Annotated in this window: 19 protein-coding genes and 1 pseudogene; 13 read left to right on the top strand and 7 right to left on the bottom strand. The window is 54.8% G+C overall.

Features of this window, described 5'->3' with window-relative positions:
* Positions 1-70: 70 nt before the first annotated feature.
* A complete protein-coding gene (locus ACWYRJ_RS17300) occupies positions 71-643 on the bottom strand; it encodes a winged helix-turn-helix domain-containing protein (protein ID WP_455508344.1) in 573 nt (190 codons plus the stop codon).
* 308 nt (positions 644-951) lie between these two features.
* On the opposite strand from ACWYRJ_RS17300, the gene ACWYRJ_RS17295 reads away from it, so the two are divergent.
* The 6 genes from ACWYRJ_RS17295 to tusE all read left to right on the top strand — a co-directional run bounded on the left by ACWYRJ_RS17295 (position 952) and on the right by tusE (position 7,187).
* Positions 952-1,695 (top strand): fimbria/pilus periplasmic chaperone, encoded by a 744-nt coding sequence (locus ACWYRJ_RS17295; RefSeq protein WP_455508343.1) that lies wholly within the window; start codon positions 952-954, stop codon positions 1,693-1,695.
* Positions 1,696-1,770: 75 nt separating this feature from the next.
* Positions 1,771-2,277, top strand: a complete 507-nt coding sequence (locus ACWYRJ_RS17290) for a CS1 type fimbrial major subunit (protein ID WP_021240847.1) — start codon at positions 1,771-1,773, stop codon at positions 2,275-2,277.
* Positions 2,278-2,349: 72 nt separating this feature from the next.
* Positions 2,350-5,067 carry a TcfC E-set like domain-containing protein gene (locus tag ACWYRJ_RS17285; protein ID WP_455508342.1) on the top strand — a complete coding sequence of 906 codons (2,718 nt, stop codon included), beginning with the start codon at positions 2,350-2,352 and terminating at the stop codon, positions 5,065-5,067.
* A gap of 1 nt (position 5,068) precedes the next feature.
* Positions 5,069-6,226 carry a CfaE/CblD family pilus tip adhesin gene (locus tag ACWYRJ_RS17280; protein WP_455508341.1) on the top strand — a complete coding sequence of 386 codons (1,158 nt, stop codon included), beginning with the start codon at positions 5,069-5,071 and terminating at the stop codon, positions 6,224-6,226.
* Positions 6,227-6,236: 10 nt separating this feature from the next.
* Positions 6,237-6,788, top strand: a complete 552-nt coding sequence (locus ACWYRJ_RS17275) for a LuxR C-terminal-related transcriptional regulator (protein ID WP_111964533.1) — start codon at positions 6,237-6,239, stop codon at positions 6,786-6,788.
* Between the two features lie 69 nt (positions 6,789-6,857).
* The gene (tusE, locus tag ACWYRJ_RS17270) at positions 6,858-7,187 is read left to right on the top strand and encodes a sulfurtransferase TusE (RefSeq protein WP_111964534.1); all 330 of its coding nucleotides are present in this window, start codon (positions 6,858-6,860) and stop codon (positions 7,185-7,187) included.
* Here the strand turns inward: tusE and yccX are convergent.
* Genes yccX through ACWYRJ_RS17255 form a run of 3 tightly spaced genes read right to left on the bottom strand, consistent with a single transcriptional unit; the run spans position 7,184 to position 8,833 of the window.
* Positions 7,184-7,465 carry an acylphosphatase gene (gene yccX, locus ACWYRJ_RS17265; protein ID WP_029739909.1) on the bottom strand — a complete coding sequence of 94 codons (282 nt, stop codon included), beginning with the start codon at positions 7,463-7,465 and terminating at the stop codon, positions 7,184-7,186. The two genes, tusE and yccX, sit on opposite strands and share 4 nt — an antisense overlap.
* Positions 7,466-7,476: 11 nt before the next feature.
* Positions 7,477-8,265, bottom strand: coding sequence for an AraC family transcriptional regulator (locus tag ACWYRJ_RS17260; RefSeq protein ID WP_149366291.1), 789 nt, complete (start codon positions 8,263-8,265; stop codon positions 7,477-7,479).
* A gap of 10 nt (positions 8,266-8,275) precedes the next feature.
* Positions 8,276-8,833: a kinase inhibitor gene (locus ACWYRJ_RS17255; protein ID WP_455508340.1), complete on the bottom strand. Its 558-nt coding sequence runs from the start codon at positions 8,831-8,833 to the stop codon at positions 8,276-8,278.
* A 173-nt stretch (positions 8,834-9,006) separates the two neighbouring features.
* On the opposite strand from ACWYRJ_RS17255, the gene rlmI reads away from it, so the two are divergent.
* Both rlmI and hspQ read left to right on the top strand, forming a co-directional pair.
* Positions 9,007-10,197 carry a 23S rRNA (cytosine(1962)-C(5))-methyltransferase RlmI gene (gene rlmI, locus ACWYRJ_RS17250; protein WP_014883260.1) on the top strand — a complete coding sequence of 397 codons (1,191 nt, stop codon included), beginning with the start codon at positions 9,007-9,009 and terminating at the stop codon, positions 10,195-10,197.
* 60 nt (positions 10,198-10,257) lie between these two features.
* A pseudogene (gene hspQ / locus ACWYRJ_RS17245) lies at positions 10,258-10,574 on the top strand (heat shock protein HspQ).
* A gap of 37 nt (positions 10,575-10,611) precedes the next feature.
* Here the strand turns inward: hspQ and ACWYRJ_RS17240 are convergent.
* On the bottom strand, positions 10,612-11,025 hold the full coding sequence (locus tag ACWYRJ_RS17240; RefSeq protein ID WP_455508339.1) for a CoA-binding protein: 414 nt from the start codon (positions 11,023-11,025) through the stop codon (positions 10,612-10,614).
* 173 nt (positions 11,026-11,198) lie between these two features.
* Between ACWYRJ_RS17240 and csgI the strand changes: the two genes are divergently transcribed.
* Together csgI and mgsA are read left to right on the top strand one after the other, a co-directional pair.
* Positions 11,199-11,861, top strand: a complete 663-nt coding sequence (gene csgI, locus ACWYRJ_RS17235; protein WP_111964538.1) for a curli synthesis inhibitor — start codon at positions 11,199-11,201, stop codon at positions 11,859-11,861.
* A gap of 80 nt (positions 11,862-11,941) precedes the next feature.
* On the top strand, positions 11,942-12,400 hold the full coding sequence (gene mgsA, locus ACWYRJ_RS17230) for a methylglyoxal synthase (RefSeq protein ID WP_045330803.1): 459 nt from the start codon (positions 11,942-11,944) through the stop codon (positions 12,398-12,400).
* A gap of 59 nt (positions 12,401-12,459) precedes the next feature.
* Here mgsA and helD read toward each other — a convergent pair whose 3' ends face one another.
* Positions 12,460-14,514 carry a DNA helicase IV gene (gene helD, locus ACWYRJ_RS17225; RefSeq protein WP_455508338.1) on the bottom strand — a complete coding sequence of 685 codons (2,055 nt, stop codon included), beginning with the start codon at positions 14,512-14,514 and terminating at the stop codon, positions 12,460-12,462.
* 123 nt (positions 14,515-14,637) lie between these two features.
* Here helD and ACWYRJ_RS17220 point away from each other — a divergent pair, with 123 nt between their 5' ends.
* Positions 14,638-15,084 (top strand): YccF domain-containing protein, encoded by a 447-nt coding sequence (locus ACWYRJ_RS17220; protein WP_455508337.1) that lies wholly within the window; start codon positions 14,638-14,640, stop codon positions 15,082-15,084.
* A 19-nt stretch (positions 15,085-15,103) separates the two neighbouring features.
* Complete coding sequence (gene yccS, locus ACWYRJ_RS17215; protein ID WP_455508336.1) at positions 15,104-17,266, top strand: YccS family putative transporter; 2,163 nt, start codon at positions 15,104-15,106, stop codon at positions 17,264-17,266.
* On the opposite strand, the gene ACWYRJ_RS17210 is transcribed toward yccS, so the two are convergent.
* Positions 17,223-17,849, bottom strand: a complete 627-nt coding sequence (locus tag ACWYRJ_RS17210) for a TfoX/Sxy family DNA transformation protein (protein ID WP_111964542.1) — start codon at positions 17,847-17,849, stop codon at positions 17,223-17,225. The genes yccS and ACWYRJ_RS17210 overlap by 44 nt on opposite strands.
* 217 nt (positions 17,850-18,066) lie before the next feature.
* On the opposite strand from ACWYRJ_RS17210, the gene sulA reads away from it, so the two are divergent.
* Positions 18,067-18,576 carry an SOS-induced cell division inhibitor SulA gene (gene sulA / locus ACWYRJ_RS17205; RefSeq protein WP_111964573.1) on the top strand — a complete coding sequence of 170 codons (510 nt, stop codon included), beginning with the start codon at positions 18,067-18,069 and terminating at the stop codon, positions 18,574-18,576.
* The last annotated feature ends 405 nt before the right edge of the window (positions 18,577-18,981 follow it).

Below are 18,981 nucleotides of genomic sequence, written 5' to 3'. Positions count from 1 at the left end.
GATTTTGAACTTTTGCTTTGCCACGGAACGGTCTGCGTTGTCGGGAAGATACGTGATCTGATCCTTCAACTCAGCAAAAGTTCGATTTATTCAACAAAGCCATCCAGATGCTGCAACGCGCGATTTTCTCCTTAACCGGCATGAGTTTCGCCGGGACGAATATCCCCTGCTGTCGGCTAAAGCAGAAGCTCGCTCCCAATACAGCGACAATCAATACGGCAGGAATCCCCCACCTTTTCAGGGAAGCGGGTCGCCGCTTTTCCTGTTGCGGTGCAGACGGAGGCTGCGGCTCGGCGGTTTGAATATTCTCTCCAGGCTGAAAAATCACATCGGCCTCAAAGCGAAACCCATAACGGGGCACGGTTACGATAAATTCATACCTCTCTCCCAGCGCCTGGAAGCTTTTCCGTAATTCGCTCACCGCTTTATTGAGATTATTTCCCGATGGCGTAAAGCCAAACTCCTCCCACACGCGGGTAATCAATTCCTCCCGACTCAGGTCGTGCCCTTTGTGTTTAATAAATTCCTGTAAGAGGCGAACGGCGGGTGCCGAAAGCGTTAATACAGATTCCGGTTGTCCAACAAGACTTATTGCATGTGCTTCAGGATCAAATAACAACGAATTATTGCATATAAAAAACATCTTTTATTCTCGGCTGTTACCGCATGCTTTTTAATCCCTGGTACATCGACATGAAAATCGCCTCCCGATCTGCTTATTTTTTCATCAGAAGGAATTTTCTCTCCATCCCTGGTCGCGGTATTTTCGCTTAACTATACAACCTTAAAGCCAGAAAAGCAGGATAAAAAACTGTATGTAACGAGTTAATTAATACAAATTTTCACAAACCGCTGTTCTGGTTAAAGTTTCCCTGCCCTGAAGCGATACGTTAGCAGAGGGTGTCCCGTTGTGAATGCTCCGGGAATGAACTCAACGCAGGCGGACCGAAAGTGAAACAGAAAAAAAATGTGAATAAGACAACTGCCTTTTATATCGCTGCGCTGTCACTGCCATTTTTCTCAGAAATGGCACTGGCCAATATGAGCGTGTATCCCATGGAACTTAACGTGGATAAGTCCGGTGCGGCGCAAATTAAGGTGGCCTCAAAAACGGATGATATTCAGTTCATTCGGGTGAGGCAAAAGAAAATTCTTAATCCCGGCACGGCCCAGGAAAAAGAGATTGATGTGGCCTCGTGGAAAGAAGGCGGTGTTGTTGTCACACCGGAAAAATTCGCCCTTGCGGCAGGCGCAATGCGAGTGGTTCGTCTGGTATCGCTTACGCCCCCGGAAAAAGAGACGACCTGGCGCGTCTATTTTGAAGGAGTAAAGCAGCCTGACAGCATTATTCCGGGCAAGGCAGAAAGACCTGCGGCGACGGCAAGACTGGGTGTCAATGTGATCTGGGGCGCCCTGATCCATCTCGCACCGGAAAAAAGTGTGGTTTCACTGACGATAGACCCTCGCAGGGGCACGTTAAAAAACAACGGCACGTTGCGCGTGCCGCTGAGAGAGATCGGTATTTGTAACGCAGATTCGTCGTGTAAATGGGTTAAAGAAGACGCGACGATTTATCCGGACACCGAACGGAAATTAAAAACGCTCACAAAGACAGAAGGCCAGAAATATAAATTCCGCTACTTCAACTGGGTGAATAAAACCGCTGAAGAAGCTGATTTACCCGTCGTGCAATAACACGACGTCACCGTAAAGACCCCAAAGGGTTTGTTTAAAGAGCCAGGGTGCTCATTTGTAAATATGGAGATATCAATGCGTAAGTACTTTAAACCTCTAATGATTGTTGCCGCGATGACCACGTCCGTTAGCGCGCTGGCGATTCAAAAAGATATTACCGTCAACGCCAGCGTTGATTCACAGCTGGATATGACCCAGGCCGATAACACGCCGCTGCCGGCAAGCATCGATATGCAGTACCTGCCTGGCCGCGGTCTGGAAAGCTATCGTCTGAATACCAAGGTGTGGTCTAACTCCGCCACCAGCAACGTGAAAGTCCGTCTGGTGAGCGCCGCGAAGCTGGCGAATGCCGACGGCGCTGAGACCATCCCAATGACGGTGAAGCTGGGCGATAAAACCCTCTCTACCGCAGATGTTGAATACACCGGTACCGAACTGTTCCCGGGAAGCATCGAAAACGGTTCAGCGGTACTTCCGCTGACCATTTCCCAGACCACCAAAGGCATTCTGAAAACCGGTCAGTACAGCGGCGTTGTCAGCCTGATGCTGACGCAGGCGACTACCACGGAAGGCGGTGCGTAACACCACAGCACCTAAGGAATAACGTCAGAGGGTGCCCACCCTCTGACGTCAGGATGATGTCGAGGCTCGTTCATGGCGTTTCACAGAAATACCCTCCTCTTTGTTGCTTTGTTACCCGCTTCCATCCAACTCGCCTGCGCCGGGATGGCCGTCCCGGCAGGTTTTGAAGATCTGGCGAAAACGCAGCGCCTGTGGACAGAGGTCAACCTCTACGGCGAGTCGCTTGGACTTTTTGAAACGGATATCACCCTTGAAACGGTGAGCTTTGTCGCACCTGAAACCGTGGTTGCGGCCATCAAACGACGGTTCAATGACGCCCCTGCACTCGTTGCCACCGTGTCTGCCGCGCTGGCCGTTCCGCTTGCCCGTAACGGCAACCTGGCCTGCAGCAGCAACGGCTCCGCAGCAGGCTGCGATTACATTGATACCGACCGCGCGGCCATTATCTATGACGAGAATAACGCCCGCATTAGCCTGTTTTTGGACAAGAAATTTCTGCCTAAAGCCATCGCGGAAAATCAGTGGTATCAGCCCACGCAGGACACTGAAAATGCGCTGATCCATCAGCAGAACATTAACTTCGTTGCCGACAGGGATTATCAGTCGGCTACCGTGCAGGGCAACGGCGCGTTGGCGCTCACGCAGGACGGCTATGTTAATCTCGACTGGACCTGGCTGGGACAGCGTTCACGGCGTCAGCAGCAGCAGGAGATAACCGTCAACAACGCCTGGTTCCGCCAGGATATCTTGCGTCAGTACTATGTCCAGCTAGGCGAGATGGATACCCGCGATCTGTTCAGTAATGCTGGCGGAAATATTAACCTCAGCCAGCTGCCGCTGGGCAAAATTCGCGGCCTGCGCATGGGATCGACAAGGGCGTGGATAAATCCGGTTCAGCAGTCGAAGGGAACCCCTGTTACCGTGCTACTTTCCCATGACGCGCGTATCGACGCCCGCCGGGGCAATCAGCTTCTGGCGAGCTTTTATCTGAATGCCGGGGCGCAAACCCTGGACACGCGATCGTTCCCGGACGGGAGCTACACCGTGACGCTCTCCATCTATGAAAATAACCGGCTGACGCGCACCGAGCAGGTGCCGTTTACCCGAACCGGCATTACGCCATTCGACCGCGTCGAGTGGTTCCTGCAGGCGGGCGAAACCGACAACAGCGAACAAAACGAAGAACGCCGTGCGGTTGCGCAGGCGGGCGTACGCCTGCCCCTGACCTCGTCGCTGGCGCTGACCAGCGGCGCAACGTTCAAGAAAAACCAGCGTTTCCTGGAAAATGCGATCGACTGGAGCCGGGGCTTCAACGCGGGCCCGATCGATGGCGTGCTGAGTACCCGGTTTAGCTACCTTTACGGCAGCGAAGGCCAGCGAGGCAATATCCAGCAAATCAGCTACAACGACGGTTTTTCAGTTAGCCTCTATCGCAACGCGCTATCAGCGGAAAACTGCAACACCCGAAGTACAGGGTTTGATGCCGTGAACGGCTGTTATCGCACCCTCTCGGTGATGTTCTCCGTCCCGGTCGGCGCCTGGTATGCGAGCCTGGGGTATTCGGATAACCGCAACGAAGGACGGTACGTTTCACGTCGGGAGCTCCCGGACAGCGACGATCGCCACGATGCGGGTTTGCCGTGGGAATCAGTCTATATGACCCGCTCGCGTACGCGGGCCTGGCAGGGTGGCCTGAGCAAGGCCTTCAGCACCCATGGTCTGAACATTAACAGCAGCATTAACCTGTTCATGCGTAACGATGACTCACGCGAAGGCAGGGATAAAGGCGGCTACCTGAGCGTGAGCCTGTCCATGACGCATAACCGTCAGGGCGATGCATCAAGCTACACCTCTCTGGGCGCGACATGGCAGCACCAGCAACGTGAAAAAAACCAGCTGAGCTACAGCGTGGCGCATAACTGGTATGCCGATGCCCGCGGTGAAAATGAGTACGGCCTTAGCGCATCGGGCATTAACAGCGACTCGCTGAATACCTCAGCCTATACGCGCCAGGGCGGGCGATATGGCAACGGCAGTCTTACCGTCAGCGACGCCTGGGATCGTCAGGATCGGCGCCATACGCTGAGCAGCAGCGGCAACTACAGCTCGACCCTTGCGCTGTCGCGTTCTGGCCTGTGGCTGGGCCGCTGGAGCGACGGTCGCCCTGCTTCCGCCGTCGCGGTGAACGTGACCACGCCGGAAGATGCTCAGGATCCGCGCGTGGCCGTGTCGCTGGATAACGGCGGCAGCGCAGATATTCCGGGCAATAGCCGCGCCCTCTTCGCGGTGCCGGGCTATCAGCAGACAACGTTGACGGTTAACGAATCGCTGGATGTCTCACGAGGAGCCAGCAGTGAAATCACGCAAGGATCGGGCAGCAGAACGCTGTTTATGGTGCCTGGCAAACTGCTGCGCCGGGACGTGCAAACCACCGCAAGCTACACCTGGCTCGGCCAGTTAACCGACCAGCGTCATTCGCCGTTTATCGGCGGCGTGCCGCTGAACGTGAACGGCTGGAGCGACCTTGGCAACGGCGGGTTTAGCGCCCAAAGCGACGCCCTGCTGCATAACCTCTACCTGGTGCGTCAGCAGCAGTTTTATCAGTGTGCGCTGAACGTGAAGAGTATGCGCGACGTGGTGCGTTACGTCGGGTCGATCCCCTGTAAGGAGTTAACCTTCTCCGCCCTGCCGGATGCCGTCCAGCAGCAGGCACAGCTGATGCTGGCCGGACGGTCGGTTCCTGCTGGCCCGACTGCCATGAACACCGATAGCCTCACTAAAGGGAAATGATGTGATTAAGTGCCTCTTTATTTTACTGTTCTTAAGCCTGTGGGCCAGCCAGACGCTGGCAGGCTCTCCCGCGGGACGAAACACCAGCGTAGGGATCAGCTTCGATCGCACCGCGCCGCCCGCGCGTTTTGACATCTGGTTTCATGAATCGGGCGGCTTTGACGCCGCAGATCCGCAAAAGTGGGGACGCAATACCCTGACCTGTCAGTCCCGTACCGATACCACGAACGGCGCCTGCATGAACTCACCGGTCTGGTTCTCGGCAAACCCGGCCGCGCCCTATGCCATCAATTTACGTTTCACGCATACCCTCACCGGCAAGACGGCGGATATCAAGGTGTATGGCGATCACTACATGTTTATCAACAACAAAGTGTTTACCTTTGCCAGCTTCGTGACAGGGGGAACGGCCACCATCGCTGACTGGAACAGAGAGCCTTATTTCGATTTCTATATCGTGAAAAGCGAACTGGATAAGCTCGCCCTGCCGGGGATCTGGACCGCCACGCTGAAGCAGAACCTGCGTCAGTGGGGAAGCGCCGACTGCGGCGGCAACTTCAATGACGTAAATGTCGGTTGTCCTGGCTATCTCACCATCGCCAAATGGCAGGTAAATATTCGCATTGAGGTGGTCGACCCGGGAAACCAGCAGATATATCTGCCAGCCTTTCCGCACTCAACGCCCATCGTTAACCTCAACCTGACCAACTTCCCGGGGCGACCGGGAGGCAGTGAGATCCAGGGTGAGAACTCGCTGGATATGTGCCTGTACGACGGCAATAACAGTACCAGCACCCGCGCCTACCTTCGGTTTGAGGACGACGGACTTACGTCAGCGGGCCGTGCAGATGGCGCGTTTTCTATCAGGCGACGTGGCGGTAGCCAGACCGATGCGCGGGATCGTCTCGATTATCGGGTCTCCGTCACCAATCCAATAACAGGCGCAACCGAAACCGTCTCGAACGGTAAAACCCTTGTCTGGCAAGGCACAAACGATCCGCAGTATCTGCGTAAGGTCGTGCTGCCCGGCGGACGCGAGAGCGTACTGTGCATTCCTGCACCGATTATCCTGAAAACCCCCGCGTTTGCTGCCAGCAGCAAAAACGCGGGCGACTACACCGGCACGCTGCGCGTTATCTATACGCCCAGCACGTTATAACGAGGTCACCGTGAGTTACGCCATTCTCGACAACAATCGATTTTACGCCGAAGGGTTGCGCTATGCGCTGCTGCGTCGGGGCGTCCAGCCAGAGGTCATAAGCGATACCGTACAATGGCAGCCAACTCTGCTTTCCCGCCGCGTGGTTGTCGTACGCTGTCGTTTTTCCGTTGCGGGTACGCATCAGGCACTGATTAACATTTTACTCAGACTGGAAGCCGCCCGCTGGCAAGGCAGCCTTTATCTGGTCTGCAATGAAAAAGGGTGGGCGCTGGCGACGCATTTACGCAAGCGTTTCGGTACGCTAACGCTTTATATCATCGACGACAGGATCGCCGTTGCCGATGCGGCGTATTTGCTGGCAAAAGAGCCCCGTCGCGTTCGAAGTCTTGACTGCTGTCTTACCGGCCTTGAATTCAACGTGCTCGATCTGATGCTTACCGGGTTGCCGGTACGCCACATTGCCATCATGACGCGTATGTCTGAGAAACAGGTTTCGACCCATAAATGCAACGCGCTGAAAAAGCTTAATGCCAATAATCTGCTGCAGCTCCTCCTGTAGGGCACGGTTTATCCTGCGGCCTCTTTTTTGCTACACTGTCGCCGGTTTTTTCACACACGACAGAAAATTATGTTCATTTTTGCAGGCCAGGAAATTGAGACCGATAGCGAAGGCTATCTGAAAGATACGACGATCTGGAGCGAACCGCTGGCGGAGAAAATTGCGGAAAACGAAGGGATAACCCTCTCTCCAGAACACTGGGAAGTGGTGCGTTTTGTTCGCGAGTTCTATCTTGAATTCAACACCTCTCCGGCCATCCGCATGCTGGTCAAGGCGATGGCCAATAAGTTCGGTGAAGAGAAAGGCAACAGCCGCTATCTGTATCGTCTGTTCCCGAAAGGCCCGGCAAAACAGGCCACCAAAATTGCTGGCCTGCCTAAGCCGGTGAAGTGCATTTAATACCGAATACCGAAGTTTACGTATTCGCGCCCCGGTTGATGGGGTTCAGTTAAGACCTTATCAACCCGCGCGCTGCGCGGCCCACCCGCTTTCAGCCACGCCACCAGCTTGTCGACCTGCTCCGCTTCGCCGCAGGCGACCACTTCGACGCTTCCGTCGTCCATGTTGCGCGCGTATCCCGTTAGCCCAAGCTCAACCGCTTCGCGCTGGGTGCTGTAGCGGAACCCGACGCCCTGAACAACGCCGTGAACCCAGGCAATAGTGCAGACTTTAGACATTCTTCTTCTCCTTAACGTAGCGTTTTCGGTAAGCAGCCGTAGTGTTGCCGGAAACGGGCAGTGAAACGAGAGCTGGAAAGATACCCACATTGTAATGCGATTTCGCCGATCGGTAATCTGGTTGACTGTAGCTGTGACAAAGCCACGGCCATCCTCACCTCCTCCACAATCTGGCGAAAACTCTGCGACTCTTCACGTAACCGCCTGCGCAGCGTCGGCACGCTTAATGCGAGACGGCTGGCAACGTCCTGCGCGGTCCAGTCTCTGGCGGGCGACAGCATAATGAACTGCCGCACCTGCTCGGTCAGGTTACTGTTTCGCTCAACAAGCAGCGGACCCGCCACACCGTCATGCAGCAGGGCCAGCAACAGACCGAAGGCCTGATGCTTTTGTAGCGCTTCCGGTAACTCCTGACGCACGGCGTGCAGCAGGTTGTCCCACATAAATGCCAGCCCCTCGCTCAGCGGAGCACAGAGCGAATGCAGCGTCGTGCGCGGCCAGGATTTCAGGTAATGCGCTTTAAACTCGGCAACAATTTCCGGCGATAACATTAGCAAATCCGAGTGAAACAGCCCGTTTACAGGCTGATTGATAATTTCCATCGACGTATTGGCAGGGATAATAATGAGTTCATCCCGTGTCGCCTCCAGGCGGTTATCATCCTGAACAATCACCTTACTGCCGTGAGTGATATGACAAATAGCCGGAAAAAAAAGTTTAACCTGGTGCAGGCGATGCATTTTGCTGGCAGTCACTTCACCCGCTGTAAGATGTTTATGTCGAAAATGAAACTCCTGCACCCTGCCATCCTTATCTGCTATAGGTTGCTGTTAACTGAGCCTTTGCCAGAGCGTGACTATTGAGCATAAAACCGACCAGCGCGCCGCTGGCATTGTTGTCGACGGGCAGTTTATCCACGTCCAGCGCCCAGACGGTAATCTGATAGCGATGAGGCTTGTCCCCTTCGGGTGGACATGCGCCGCCGAATCCAGAATAGCCGAAATCATTACGCCCCTGCACAGTGCCGGCAGGTAATTTCTCGCCGTTCGGATTACCGGCATCAGCAGGCAGCGTCATTGTCTTCACCGGAATATTGGCTACTGTCCAGTGCCACCAGCCGCTGCCGGTAGGTGCATCCGGGTCATATACCGTAACGGCAAAACTTTTCGTACCGGCGGGGGGATTCTTCCATGCCAGCTGTGGTGAAGTATTTCCACCGTGGCAGCCGAACCCCTCAAACACCTGCTGTGTCGCTAACCGCCGTTCGCCGGAAATATCCCGGCTGGTGATACCGAAAGGCGTTGCCGCTAAAACCTGAGAACTCATTGCCGCCAGAGCGGCTATGGCTATTACACTGCGCTTTTTCATGGGTGCTCCCTTTGCTGTACCGGAAGCCCCACTCTAAAGCCAGCTGCAATATCGTAATGTGCCTAAGCGATTTGATTTTGTGCCGAAACGCTCAACGGCATCCGCAGATGATTGCGCCTTGCTGAATGTGGTAATCTACGCGCCATTTCCTGAAATCGACAGAACAGCAAATTATGAGTGTACGTTTAGTGTTAGCCAAAGGGCGCGAGAAATCATTACTGCGCCGTCATCCCTGGGTCTTTTCCGGCGCGGTTGCCCGTATGGAAGGCAAAGCCAGCCTCGGTGAAACCATTGATATCGTTGACCATCAGGGGAAATGGTTAGCGCGAGGCGCTTACTCGCCAGCGTCCCAGATCCGTGCCCGCGTCTGGACCTTCGATAAAGATGAAACCATCGATATCGACTTCTTCGTCCGCCGCCTGCAGCAGGCGCAGCAGTGGCGCGAATGGCTGGCAAAACGCGACGGGCTGGACAGCTACCGCCTGATTGCCGGTGAGTCCGACGGGCTGCCAGGTGTAACCATCGATCGCTTCGGCAACTTCCTGGTGCTGCAACTTCTGAGCGCCGGGGCGGAATACCAGCGTGCCGCGCTGATTAGCGCCCTGCAAACCCTGTTCCCGCAGTGTGCCATTTACGACCGCAGCGATGTGGCGGTGCGCAAAAAAGAGGGCATGGAGCTGACGCAAGGCCCAGTGACCGGCGAACTGCCGCCTGCCCTGCTGCCGATTGAAGAGCACGGCATGAAGCTGCTAGTGGATATTCAGGGCGGGCACAAAACGGGTTATTACCTCGACCAGCGCGACAGTCGTCTGGCTACGCGTCAGTACGTTGCCGACAAACGCGTGCTGAACTGCTTCTCCTATACCGGCGGTTTTGCCGTTTCAGCTCTGATGGGCGGCTGTGCCCAGGTTGTCAGCGTGGACACCTCGCAGGAAGCGCTGGACGTGGCAAAACAGAACGTCGAGCTCAACAAGCTGGATCTGAGCAAAGCGGAATTTGTACGCGATGACGTGTTCAAGCTGCTGCGTAAATATCGCGATCAGGGCGAGAAGTTCGACGTCATCGTGATGGATCCGCCAAAGTTTGTGGAAAACAAAAGCCAGCTGATGGGCGCCTGCCGCGGGTATAAAGATATCAACATGCTGGCCATCCAGCTGCTGAACCCGGGCGGGGTTCTGCTCACGTTCTCCTGCTCCGGCCTGATGACCACAGATTTATTTCAGAAAATCATCGCCGACGCCGCAATAGATGCTGGCCGTGATGTACAATTTATAGAGCAGTTCCGTCAGGCAGCCGATCATCCCGTGATTGCTACCTACCCGGAAGGACTGTATCTGAAAGGGTTTGCCTGTCGCGTCATGTAACTTGAAAAGAGAAATATTGCCCGCACATAACGTGTAAGTCGTATTTCCCGGGAGGTGACTATGATTGCCAGCAAATTCGGTATCGGCCAGCAGGTCCGCCACACTTTGCTCGGGTATTTGGGTGTGGTCGTGGATATCGACCCGGAGTATTCCCTTGATGAACCGTCAGCAGACGAGCTGGCGGTGAACGCAGAGCTTCGCGCCGCGCCCTGGTACCATGTGGTGATGGAAGGTGATGACGGGCAACCCGTCCACACCTACCTTGCCGAAGCGCAGCTGAGTAGCGAGCTGCGGGAAGAGCATCGGAGCAACCCACTATGGATGAACTTGCTCAGACTATCCGCAAACAGTTACAGGCTCCGCGCCTGCGGAACTAAGCGTGTAAAAAAAGCCCGATGAACGGGCTTATTTTTATTACTTCGCCAGCCCCAGACGGGGGATATCGATCGCCGGACAGCGGTCCATGACGACGTTCAGCCCCGCATCCCGCGCCAGCACCGCAGCCTGCTCGTTAATCACGCCCAGCTGCATCCACAGCGTTTTCGCCCCGACGGCAATAGCGTCCTGCGACACTTCCCACGCTGCCTCGGAATTTCGAAAGACATCAACCATATCAATTTTTTCCGGCACGTCAGCGAGCGTGGCATACCCCTGCTGACCCAGTAAGGTTTTTCCCGCCACTTTTGGCGAGACCGGGATGACGTGATAGCCCTGATCGAGAAGGTATTTCATTACCCGATAGCTTGGACGATCGGGTTTATCGCTCGCGCCCACCAGCGCAATGGTACGCGTAGATGTCAGAATCTCGGCAATATCGTTCTCTTTCATGGTTTTTCTCCTGGCTTTTTTAAAAGTGTACGCCAAACCGCACATCTCAACCATCCATCCCATACAGATGCATGAGGGCAAAACGGCGAAATATGTCTATATGTTAGTAAACGTGATTATCGAAAAATTTAGATACATTAATGCGGCGACAGGATTTCTGACGGGAGCCTTTTATGAAAACCGGTATTGCCACTGCTCTGATTGCGTTAGTGATGCCGGTCTGGGTTTTTGCTACCACGCTCCGGCTCTCTACCGACATTGATCTCCTTGTACTGGACGGAAAAAAGGTCTCCAGCTCGTTATTGCGCGGTGCAGACAGCATCGAATTGGATAACGGGCCGCATCAGCTGGTCTTCCGGGTGGAAAAATCGATCGGGCTTGCGAATCACGAACAAAGGATGTACATCTCGCCGCCGCTGATCGTCAGCTTTAACACCCGGCAAATCAGTCAGGTGAACATCACTCTGCCTCGCCTTGAAACGGAGAAAGAGTCTGCGGCCTTCGACGCTTCACCCCGCGTTGAACTGCTGGACGGGGATGCGATGCCGATTCCGGTGAAGCTGGATATTCTGGCGCTGACGACCTCACCGAAAGGCCCGGATTACGAGGCAGCGACCCAGACCTATAACAAAGCGGGTAAACGCGCCTCTCTTCCGCAGTTTGCGACCATGATGGCGGACGACAGTACGCTTTTGTCCGGCGTCTCTGAACTGGACGTCATTCCTCCTCAGTCCCAGACACTGACGGAACAGCGCCTTAAATTCTGGTTCCAGCAGGCTGATGCCGACACGCGGGCCCGTTTTTTACAGTGGGCAAAACAACAACCTTCATCATAAGCCACATTTTTTACGCCTTTCTCTTGCAGCGTCAGACGGTTCCCGTCATCGTGTAGTCAGTTAACCTGATGGATATGATTATGGAACTGACAACACGCACGCTACCTGAGCGCAAACACATTGCTCTCGTGGCGCACGATCACTGTAAACAAATGCTGCTTAACTGGGTTCGCCGCCATCAGTCTTTGCTGGAAAAACACGCCCTGTCGGCGACCGGTACAACCGGTAACCTGATCCAGCGCGAAACGGGTCTGCAGGTGAATGCGATGCTGAGCGGCCCGATGGGCGGCGATCAGCAGGTCGGCGCGCAGATTTCCGAAGGGAAAATTGATGTGCTGATCTTCTTCTGGGACCCGCTGAACGCGGTTCCGCACGATCCGGATGTCAAAGCGCTGCTGCGCCTGGCGACGGTGTGGAATATTCCAGTGGCGACAAACCTCTCGACGGCGGATTTCATCATCGAATCGCCGCAGTTTAACTCACCGGTAGATATCCTTATTCCGGACTATCAGCGTTATCTTTCAGAGAGATTGAAGTAGCTTTTTTTTGCCGGGTGCGGCTACGCCTTACCCGGCCTAGCCATCCTTGCCCGGCGGCGTTATGGCTTCCGCGCCACCGGCACATCTATACTCTTCAAAATATCGACAAACGCGGATGGCTCCTCTTTATTGAACAGCAGCCACACGCGATGGCGCGCGCGGGTCATTGCCACATACAGCAAACGCCGCTCTTCGGCATCCGGGAAATCTTCCGGCTCCGGCAGCAGGGCCTGTTCCATCACCGACTCGCGGGCCGGGGCCGGGAAACCGTCGCTCCCCTCTTTCAGCCCCACCACGATCACATAATCGGCCTGCTGCCCTTTGCTGGCATGAATCGTCATAAATTCAAGCTGCAGTTTCGGCCAGCGGGTGGCGGCTTTTTCCAGCGCCTCAGGTTTAAGGTGATGGTAGCGTGCCAGCACCAGGATACGCTCATCGGGCTTCGCGTAGCCGCTGAGCTTGTCCAGCAGCGGTTCCAGCTGATCGTCCGCCAGCAGGGTCACTGCTTTTTTATCCCCAGGCCGCAGGCTATTGAGCGGTTTTGCCAGCTGATGCGGGTTCTGCTGGATAAAGCGGTTGGCGATTTCACCAATCCGTGAATTGAAGCGGTAGGTCGTATCCAGATCGCTGCGATCGCCTTCGCCAAAATAGTGGTGGAACGCGGTAGTCAGGGAGAGCTGTGCCCCGCTGAAGCGAAAGATGGCCTGCCAGTCATCCCCCACCGCGAACAGCGAGGTATGTTTATTTTGCGCCCGCAGCGCCGAGAGCAGAGCCGCACGCTGTGGAGAAATATCCTGGAACTCATCCACCAGAATATGTTTCCACGGGCTGACAAAACGTCCCTTTTCAAGAATGATGATGGCTTGATGGATCAAACCGGAGAAATCGACCGCATTTTCTTCTTTCAGTGCTGTTTTCCAGGCTTTCAGCAGCGGAGCCATCAGCTTGACCCGCTTCGAAAACAGCTCGCGGATTGCCTCCGGCGCGCTTTCAATCATCTCTGCCTGCGATCCGCCGTGCATTCGCATCAGGCTGACCCAACGGTCAAGTCGCGAACCCAGCCGACGCGCCAGTTTGTCATCCTGCCAGTAGCTGCCCTCTGGCACCTCCCAGTTGAGCTCCTCTTCCAGCCACTGACGCCACCCTTTCGCCTGCGCCTTTTTCTCACTGCACTGCTGGCGCCACGTTTTGATGAACAGCTCCTGACGCGCCTGCGCGTCGTTTTCCAGCTTACTGATGGAAGGCACTTTTTTACTGCCCTGCTGAATAATATGCAGCGCAAGAGCATGGAATGTTCTGGCCGTGATATCCCGGGTGTGCAGGCGTTCCTGGATACGTTCATCCATCTCCTGCGCGGCCTTACGGCCAAAGGCCAGAAGCAGAATTTGATCGGCGACCGCTTCTCCGGTCGTCAGCAGCCAGCCGGCACGCGCGACCAGCACCGACGTTTTACCGCTACCGGCTCCCGCCAGCACCAGCAGCGACTGCTCGCCGTTGACCACCGCGCGCGCCTGAGCCGGATTGAGCGGTGAAGATTCCACCGTACTGAAAAAATCGGCGTATTGGGTAAGCATGGCATCCGTCCAGGCCTGGTTATGGGCGAGACGGCTTTTATCCTTATCATTCAGCCAGGCCTGACACTGGCGCCAGGCGTCGCGACAGTTGTCAAACTCGTCGAGACGCGTCACGGAGAGCGGCAGCGCCGAGAGTGCCTGCCGGATCTTTTGCTGCAGCCCGGCAGTCTGATGACGGGTCAGCCACGCGTGCTGCGCGTTGCTCTGGGCGATATCGTCCAGCACCTGCTGCAGCACCTGGGCGGCAATCACGCTCATATCCTGGCTCCACTGCTGCCAGAGTGCGTTCAGATGATGATGGAAACGCTGGGTTTCCGCCCACTCGGTGCCGTGAAGGCGCACGACTTTATCGTCAGGCAGAACGAACTCCAGCTCGCCCCACACCAGACCGCGTTTGCAATGAATAGCCAGAAGCTGATTAAACGGAATAAGGTATTCGTGGCGTTCCCCGGAGACTTTCACCCCGGCATTAAGGAGAACAACCCTGTCGTAAGGGTGTTGTGCCAGGCGTTTGCCCAGCGACGTTGCTTTCAGTTCCATGTTCCGCCAAATCCACGAAGAGATAATTTACCTGACAGTTTAACTGCCAGTTTTAAGGTGCTCCAGCCTAAAAAAACGTTACAATCATTGGGCGTTAATTATATCGAAAGGAAGTGAGCGTTTATGCGTACCGTTCTGAATGTGTTGAATTTTGTGCTGGGCGGTTTTGCCACCACCCTTTCCTGGCTTTTTGCCACGCTGGTGAGCATCGTCCTGATTTTCACGCTTCCCCTGACCCGTTCCTGCTGGGAAATCACAAAATTCTCCTTAATCCCCTACGGGAATGAAGCCATCCACGTTGACGAGCTGAATCCGGAGAGCAAAAACGCCCTGATGAATACGGGCGGAACCCTGCTTAACATTCTGTGGCTGATTTTCTTTGGCTGGTGGCTGTGCATCATGCATATTTTTGCCGGTATTGCACAGTGCATCACGATTATTGGTATTCCTGTGGGGATCGCAAACTTTAAGATCGCCGCTATCGCCCTTTGGCCCGTTGGTCGCAGGGTTGTTCCGGTAGAAGTGGCCAGAGCGGCGCGCGAAGCAAACGCTCGCCGTCGTTTTCAGTAAATAAGGACTGGCCGCGTTTATGCTAAGCCCACTGCTTCGCCGTTATACCTGGAACAGCACCTGGCTTTATAACGTCAGGATATTTATCGCGCTTTGCGGCACGGTTGCCCTGCCCTGGTGGCTGAATGATGTCAAGCTCACCATTCCGCTCACGCTGGGGGTGGTCGCCGGGGCGCTGGCGGATCTGGACGACCGTCTGGCCGGGCGTTTACGTAACCTGGTCATTACGCTCGTCTGCTTTTTTATTGCGTCAGCTTCCGTTGAGCTGCTTTTCCCGTGGCCCTGGCTGTTTGCCCTGGGCCTTACGCTCTCAACCAGCGGGTTTATTTTGCTGGGCGGGCTTGGGCAGCGCTATGCCACCATCGCTTTTGGTGCATTGCTGATCGCTATCTACACCATGCTGGGCGTTTCCCTGTACGACCAGTGGTACCAGCAGCCGGTTCTGCTGTTGCTGGGCGCCATCTGGTATAACCTGCTGACGCTAACCGGTCATCTGATTTTCCCGGTTCGCCCGCTGCAGGATAACCTTGCCCGCAGCTTTGAGCAGCTAGCCCGCTATCTGGAACTGAAATCCCGGCTGTTCGACCCGGACATCGAGGAAGAAAGCCAGGCGCCGCTCTACGATCTGGCCCTGGCAAATGGCCAGCTGGTCGCCACCCTTAATCAGACAAAAGCTTCCCTGCTTACCCGTCTGCGCGGCGATCGCGGTCAGCGCGGAACACGACGGACGCTTCACTACTATTTTGCAGCCCAGGACATTCATGAACGCGCCAGCTCCTCGCACGTTCAGTATGCCGCCCTGCGCGAGAAGTTCCGCTACAGCGACGTGATGTTCCGTTTCCAGCGTCTGCTGTCCATGCAATCCCAGGCGTGCCAACAGCTCTCGCACTCCATTCTGCTGCGAACGCCCTATCAGCATGACCCCCGCTTTGAACGCGTATTCAGCCATCTTGATGCGGCACTCGACCGCGTTCGGGCCAGCGGAACGTCACCGGAACACATCAAAGCGCTGGGTTTTCTGCTTAACAACCTGCGTGCGATTGATGCCCAGCTGGCAACCATTGAGTCCGAACAAGCGATGGCGCTGCCAGGCAGTGAGGTGGAAAACCAGCTTGCTGATGACAGCGTACACAGCGTTAGCGATATGTGGCTACGGCTGAGCCGCAACTTTACGCCGGAGTCGGCTCTCTTTCGGCACGCCGTGCGAATGTCGCTGGTGCTGTGCGTGGGGTATGCCTTTATCCAGATTACCGGGCTGCATCACGGCTACTGGATCCTGCTGACCAGCCTGTTTGTCTGCCAGCCGAACTATAATGCCACCCGACATCGTCTTGCGCTGCGTATTATCGGCACGCTGGTTGGCGTCGCGATTGGCCTTCCGGTGCTCTATTTCGTGCCCTCCATTGAAGGTCAATTGATCCTGATCGTGATCACCGGCGTGTTGTTCTTCGCGTTTCGCAACGTGCAGTACGCCCATGCCACCATGTTCATCACGCTGCTGGTGCTGCTCTGCTTTAACCTGCTGGGTGAAGGGTTTGAAGTCGCCCTGCCCCGAGTGATCGATACGCTGATTGGCTGTGCGATTGCCTGGGCCGCGGTCAGCTTTATCTGGCCGGACTGGCGTTTCCGAAATTTGCCGCGCGTGGTAGACAGGGCGATGAACGCCAACTGTCGATACCTTGACGCGATCCTGGAGCAATATCATCAGGGCCGCGATAACCGCCTGGCTTACCGGATAGCCCGCCGCGACGCGCACAACAGTGATGCGGAACTGGCCTCCGTAGTCTCTAACATGTCGACGGAGCCTCGCGCCACGGCGGATATTCGAGAGACCGCGTTCCGCCTGCTCTGCCTGAACCATACGTTCACCAGCTATATTTCGACGCTGGGTGCTCACCGTGAGAAACTCACCAACTCGGGTATTCTCAACCTGCTTGATGACGCCGTCTGTTATGTCGATGACGCGCTTCATCATCGACCAGCCGATGAGCCGCGCGTTCAACAGGCGTTGGATGAACTGGCTCAACGCATTGCGCATCTAGACCCGGGAAACGACAGTAAAGCACCTCTGGTGCTTCAGCAGATAGGCCTGCTTATCGCTCTGCTGCCTGAAATTTGCCGGCTGCAACAACACATCGCTACCTGGAGGAGTGATTCTCCAGTGGCTCAGTCAACGCATTAAACCACTCCGTGAGCTCCCGGCGAATGTCTGCCGGGAGTGCCGCTTCATGCAGCCCCTCGATAGCCCCTTCCAGCGCGAAGAGAACTTTTATACTCAGCGCTTTGTTTTTTGCCCGCATCTTTAGCCAGCTCGCCCTGGCACCAAGCTCCCGCAACATTTCCTCATTGGTGATGCCAGCTTCAAAGAGCAAGACTTCAAGCTGAAAGGTCAGGTTTGGCAGATCCTTGAGTCGGTTTCGTTGATGGCGCTGATAACGCTCTTTTCTTGCCGCACTGAGCGCAAACGAGGAGAGCTGAAGTAACCGCTCCCTGTCCTGCCATAATCCGTCATCAACACGATAATAGTTGAGCAGCACCGGGCGGCCTCGCTTCATCAACGTCAAAAAAGAGGAGGCATTTTTTACACAGTATTTGGCACTCTCCTCACAGGCGCGAAGGTAAAGCTCGCCGTCTGAGACCATGGCAAAAACAGCATCATCCACCGCAAGGGTATAGCCGCCAAACAACGCGCGGTGATGAATCTCGCCCAACGGGGAGAGGTATTCCTGAGATTTATAAATCCGTTCATAAGATATCTTTTTCATGATATTTCCCTTCAAAATCATAAAGTAACAACTAAATTTCTTACTAGCGGATCCGTTAGCAGGAAAATAGGCAACTTAACGTCGTTGAGCAAGATGATTTTTCGAGGAGCATCAAGATTGAATGAATTTTGCGAGTCGCTTTCCGAAAATGAGGTTGATCTTTGGGTATACAGGGGTTACTGTATATCCATACAGTAACTACAGGGCTGGAATGAATATGCACACTTCAGGCTATGCAAATCGCGCTACCTCTCTCTCTTCTGCTGCAGGCAATGTCTCGCAGAATTCCATCGAGCGTGTTTCCACGGGGCTTATCAGTGAAGTGGTTTATCGTGAAGACCAGCCCTTGTTAACGCAACTTCTGTTACTGCCGTTATTACAACAGCTCGGTCAGCAATCGCGCTGGCAGCTTTGGCTCACGCCTCAGCAAAAGCTGAGCCGTGAGTGGGTTCAGTCCGCCGGCCTGCCGCTGACGAAAGTCATGCAAATTAATCAACTCTCGCCTTGCGATACCGTTGAGTCGATGATCCGCGCGTTACGCACAGGGAATTACAGCGTGGTGATTGGATGGTTACCGGAAGAATTGACTGAAGAAGAACATTTCCGTCTGACTGAAGCCGCTGAAGAGGGGAATGCGATCGGGTTCATTATGCGTCCAGTTCGATCGGATTCTTACCGCAGAGGACAACTTTCTGGGTTAAAAATTCACTCAAATTTGTATCATTGAGTGAAATTAAGATTTTTCCTGGAATTTTTTTTGACCGCAAGATGGGATTTAAGTTCCCGACCAGAAAATTGCGGCAAGGCTTGTCTGGTGCGGTTCTCCTTAATTTTATTGCACAAAATTCGTTCGAAAAATGTTAAATAATCGGTATACGGAACTTTTTTTTTCATATGCCTGACGGACTTCACACTTGTAAGTTTTCAGCTACGTTGTAGACTTTACATCGCTAGGGGTGCTCGGCCTAAGCCGAAGATATCGGTAGATTTATATTTGACCACGCCCCCCGGTGAAGGATTTAACCGTGATTCTCTCTTGAGACTTTCATGGCGAATTTTGGATGATAACGAGGCGCAAAAAATGAAAAAGACAGCTATCGCGATTGCAGTGGCACTGGCTGGCTTCGCTACC

It is taken from the genome of Enterobacter sp. (assembly GCF_977039595.1).
This window is presented reverse-complemented; position numbering and strand designations above follow the sequence as displayed.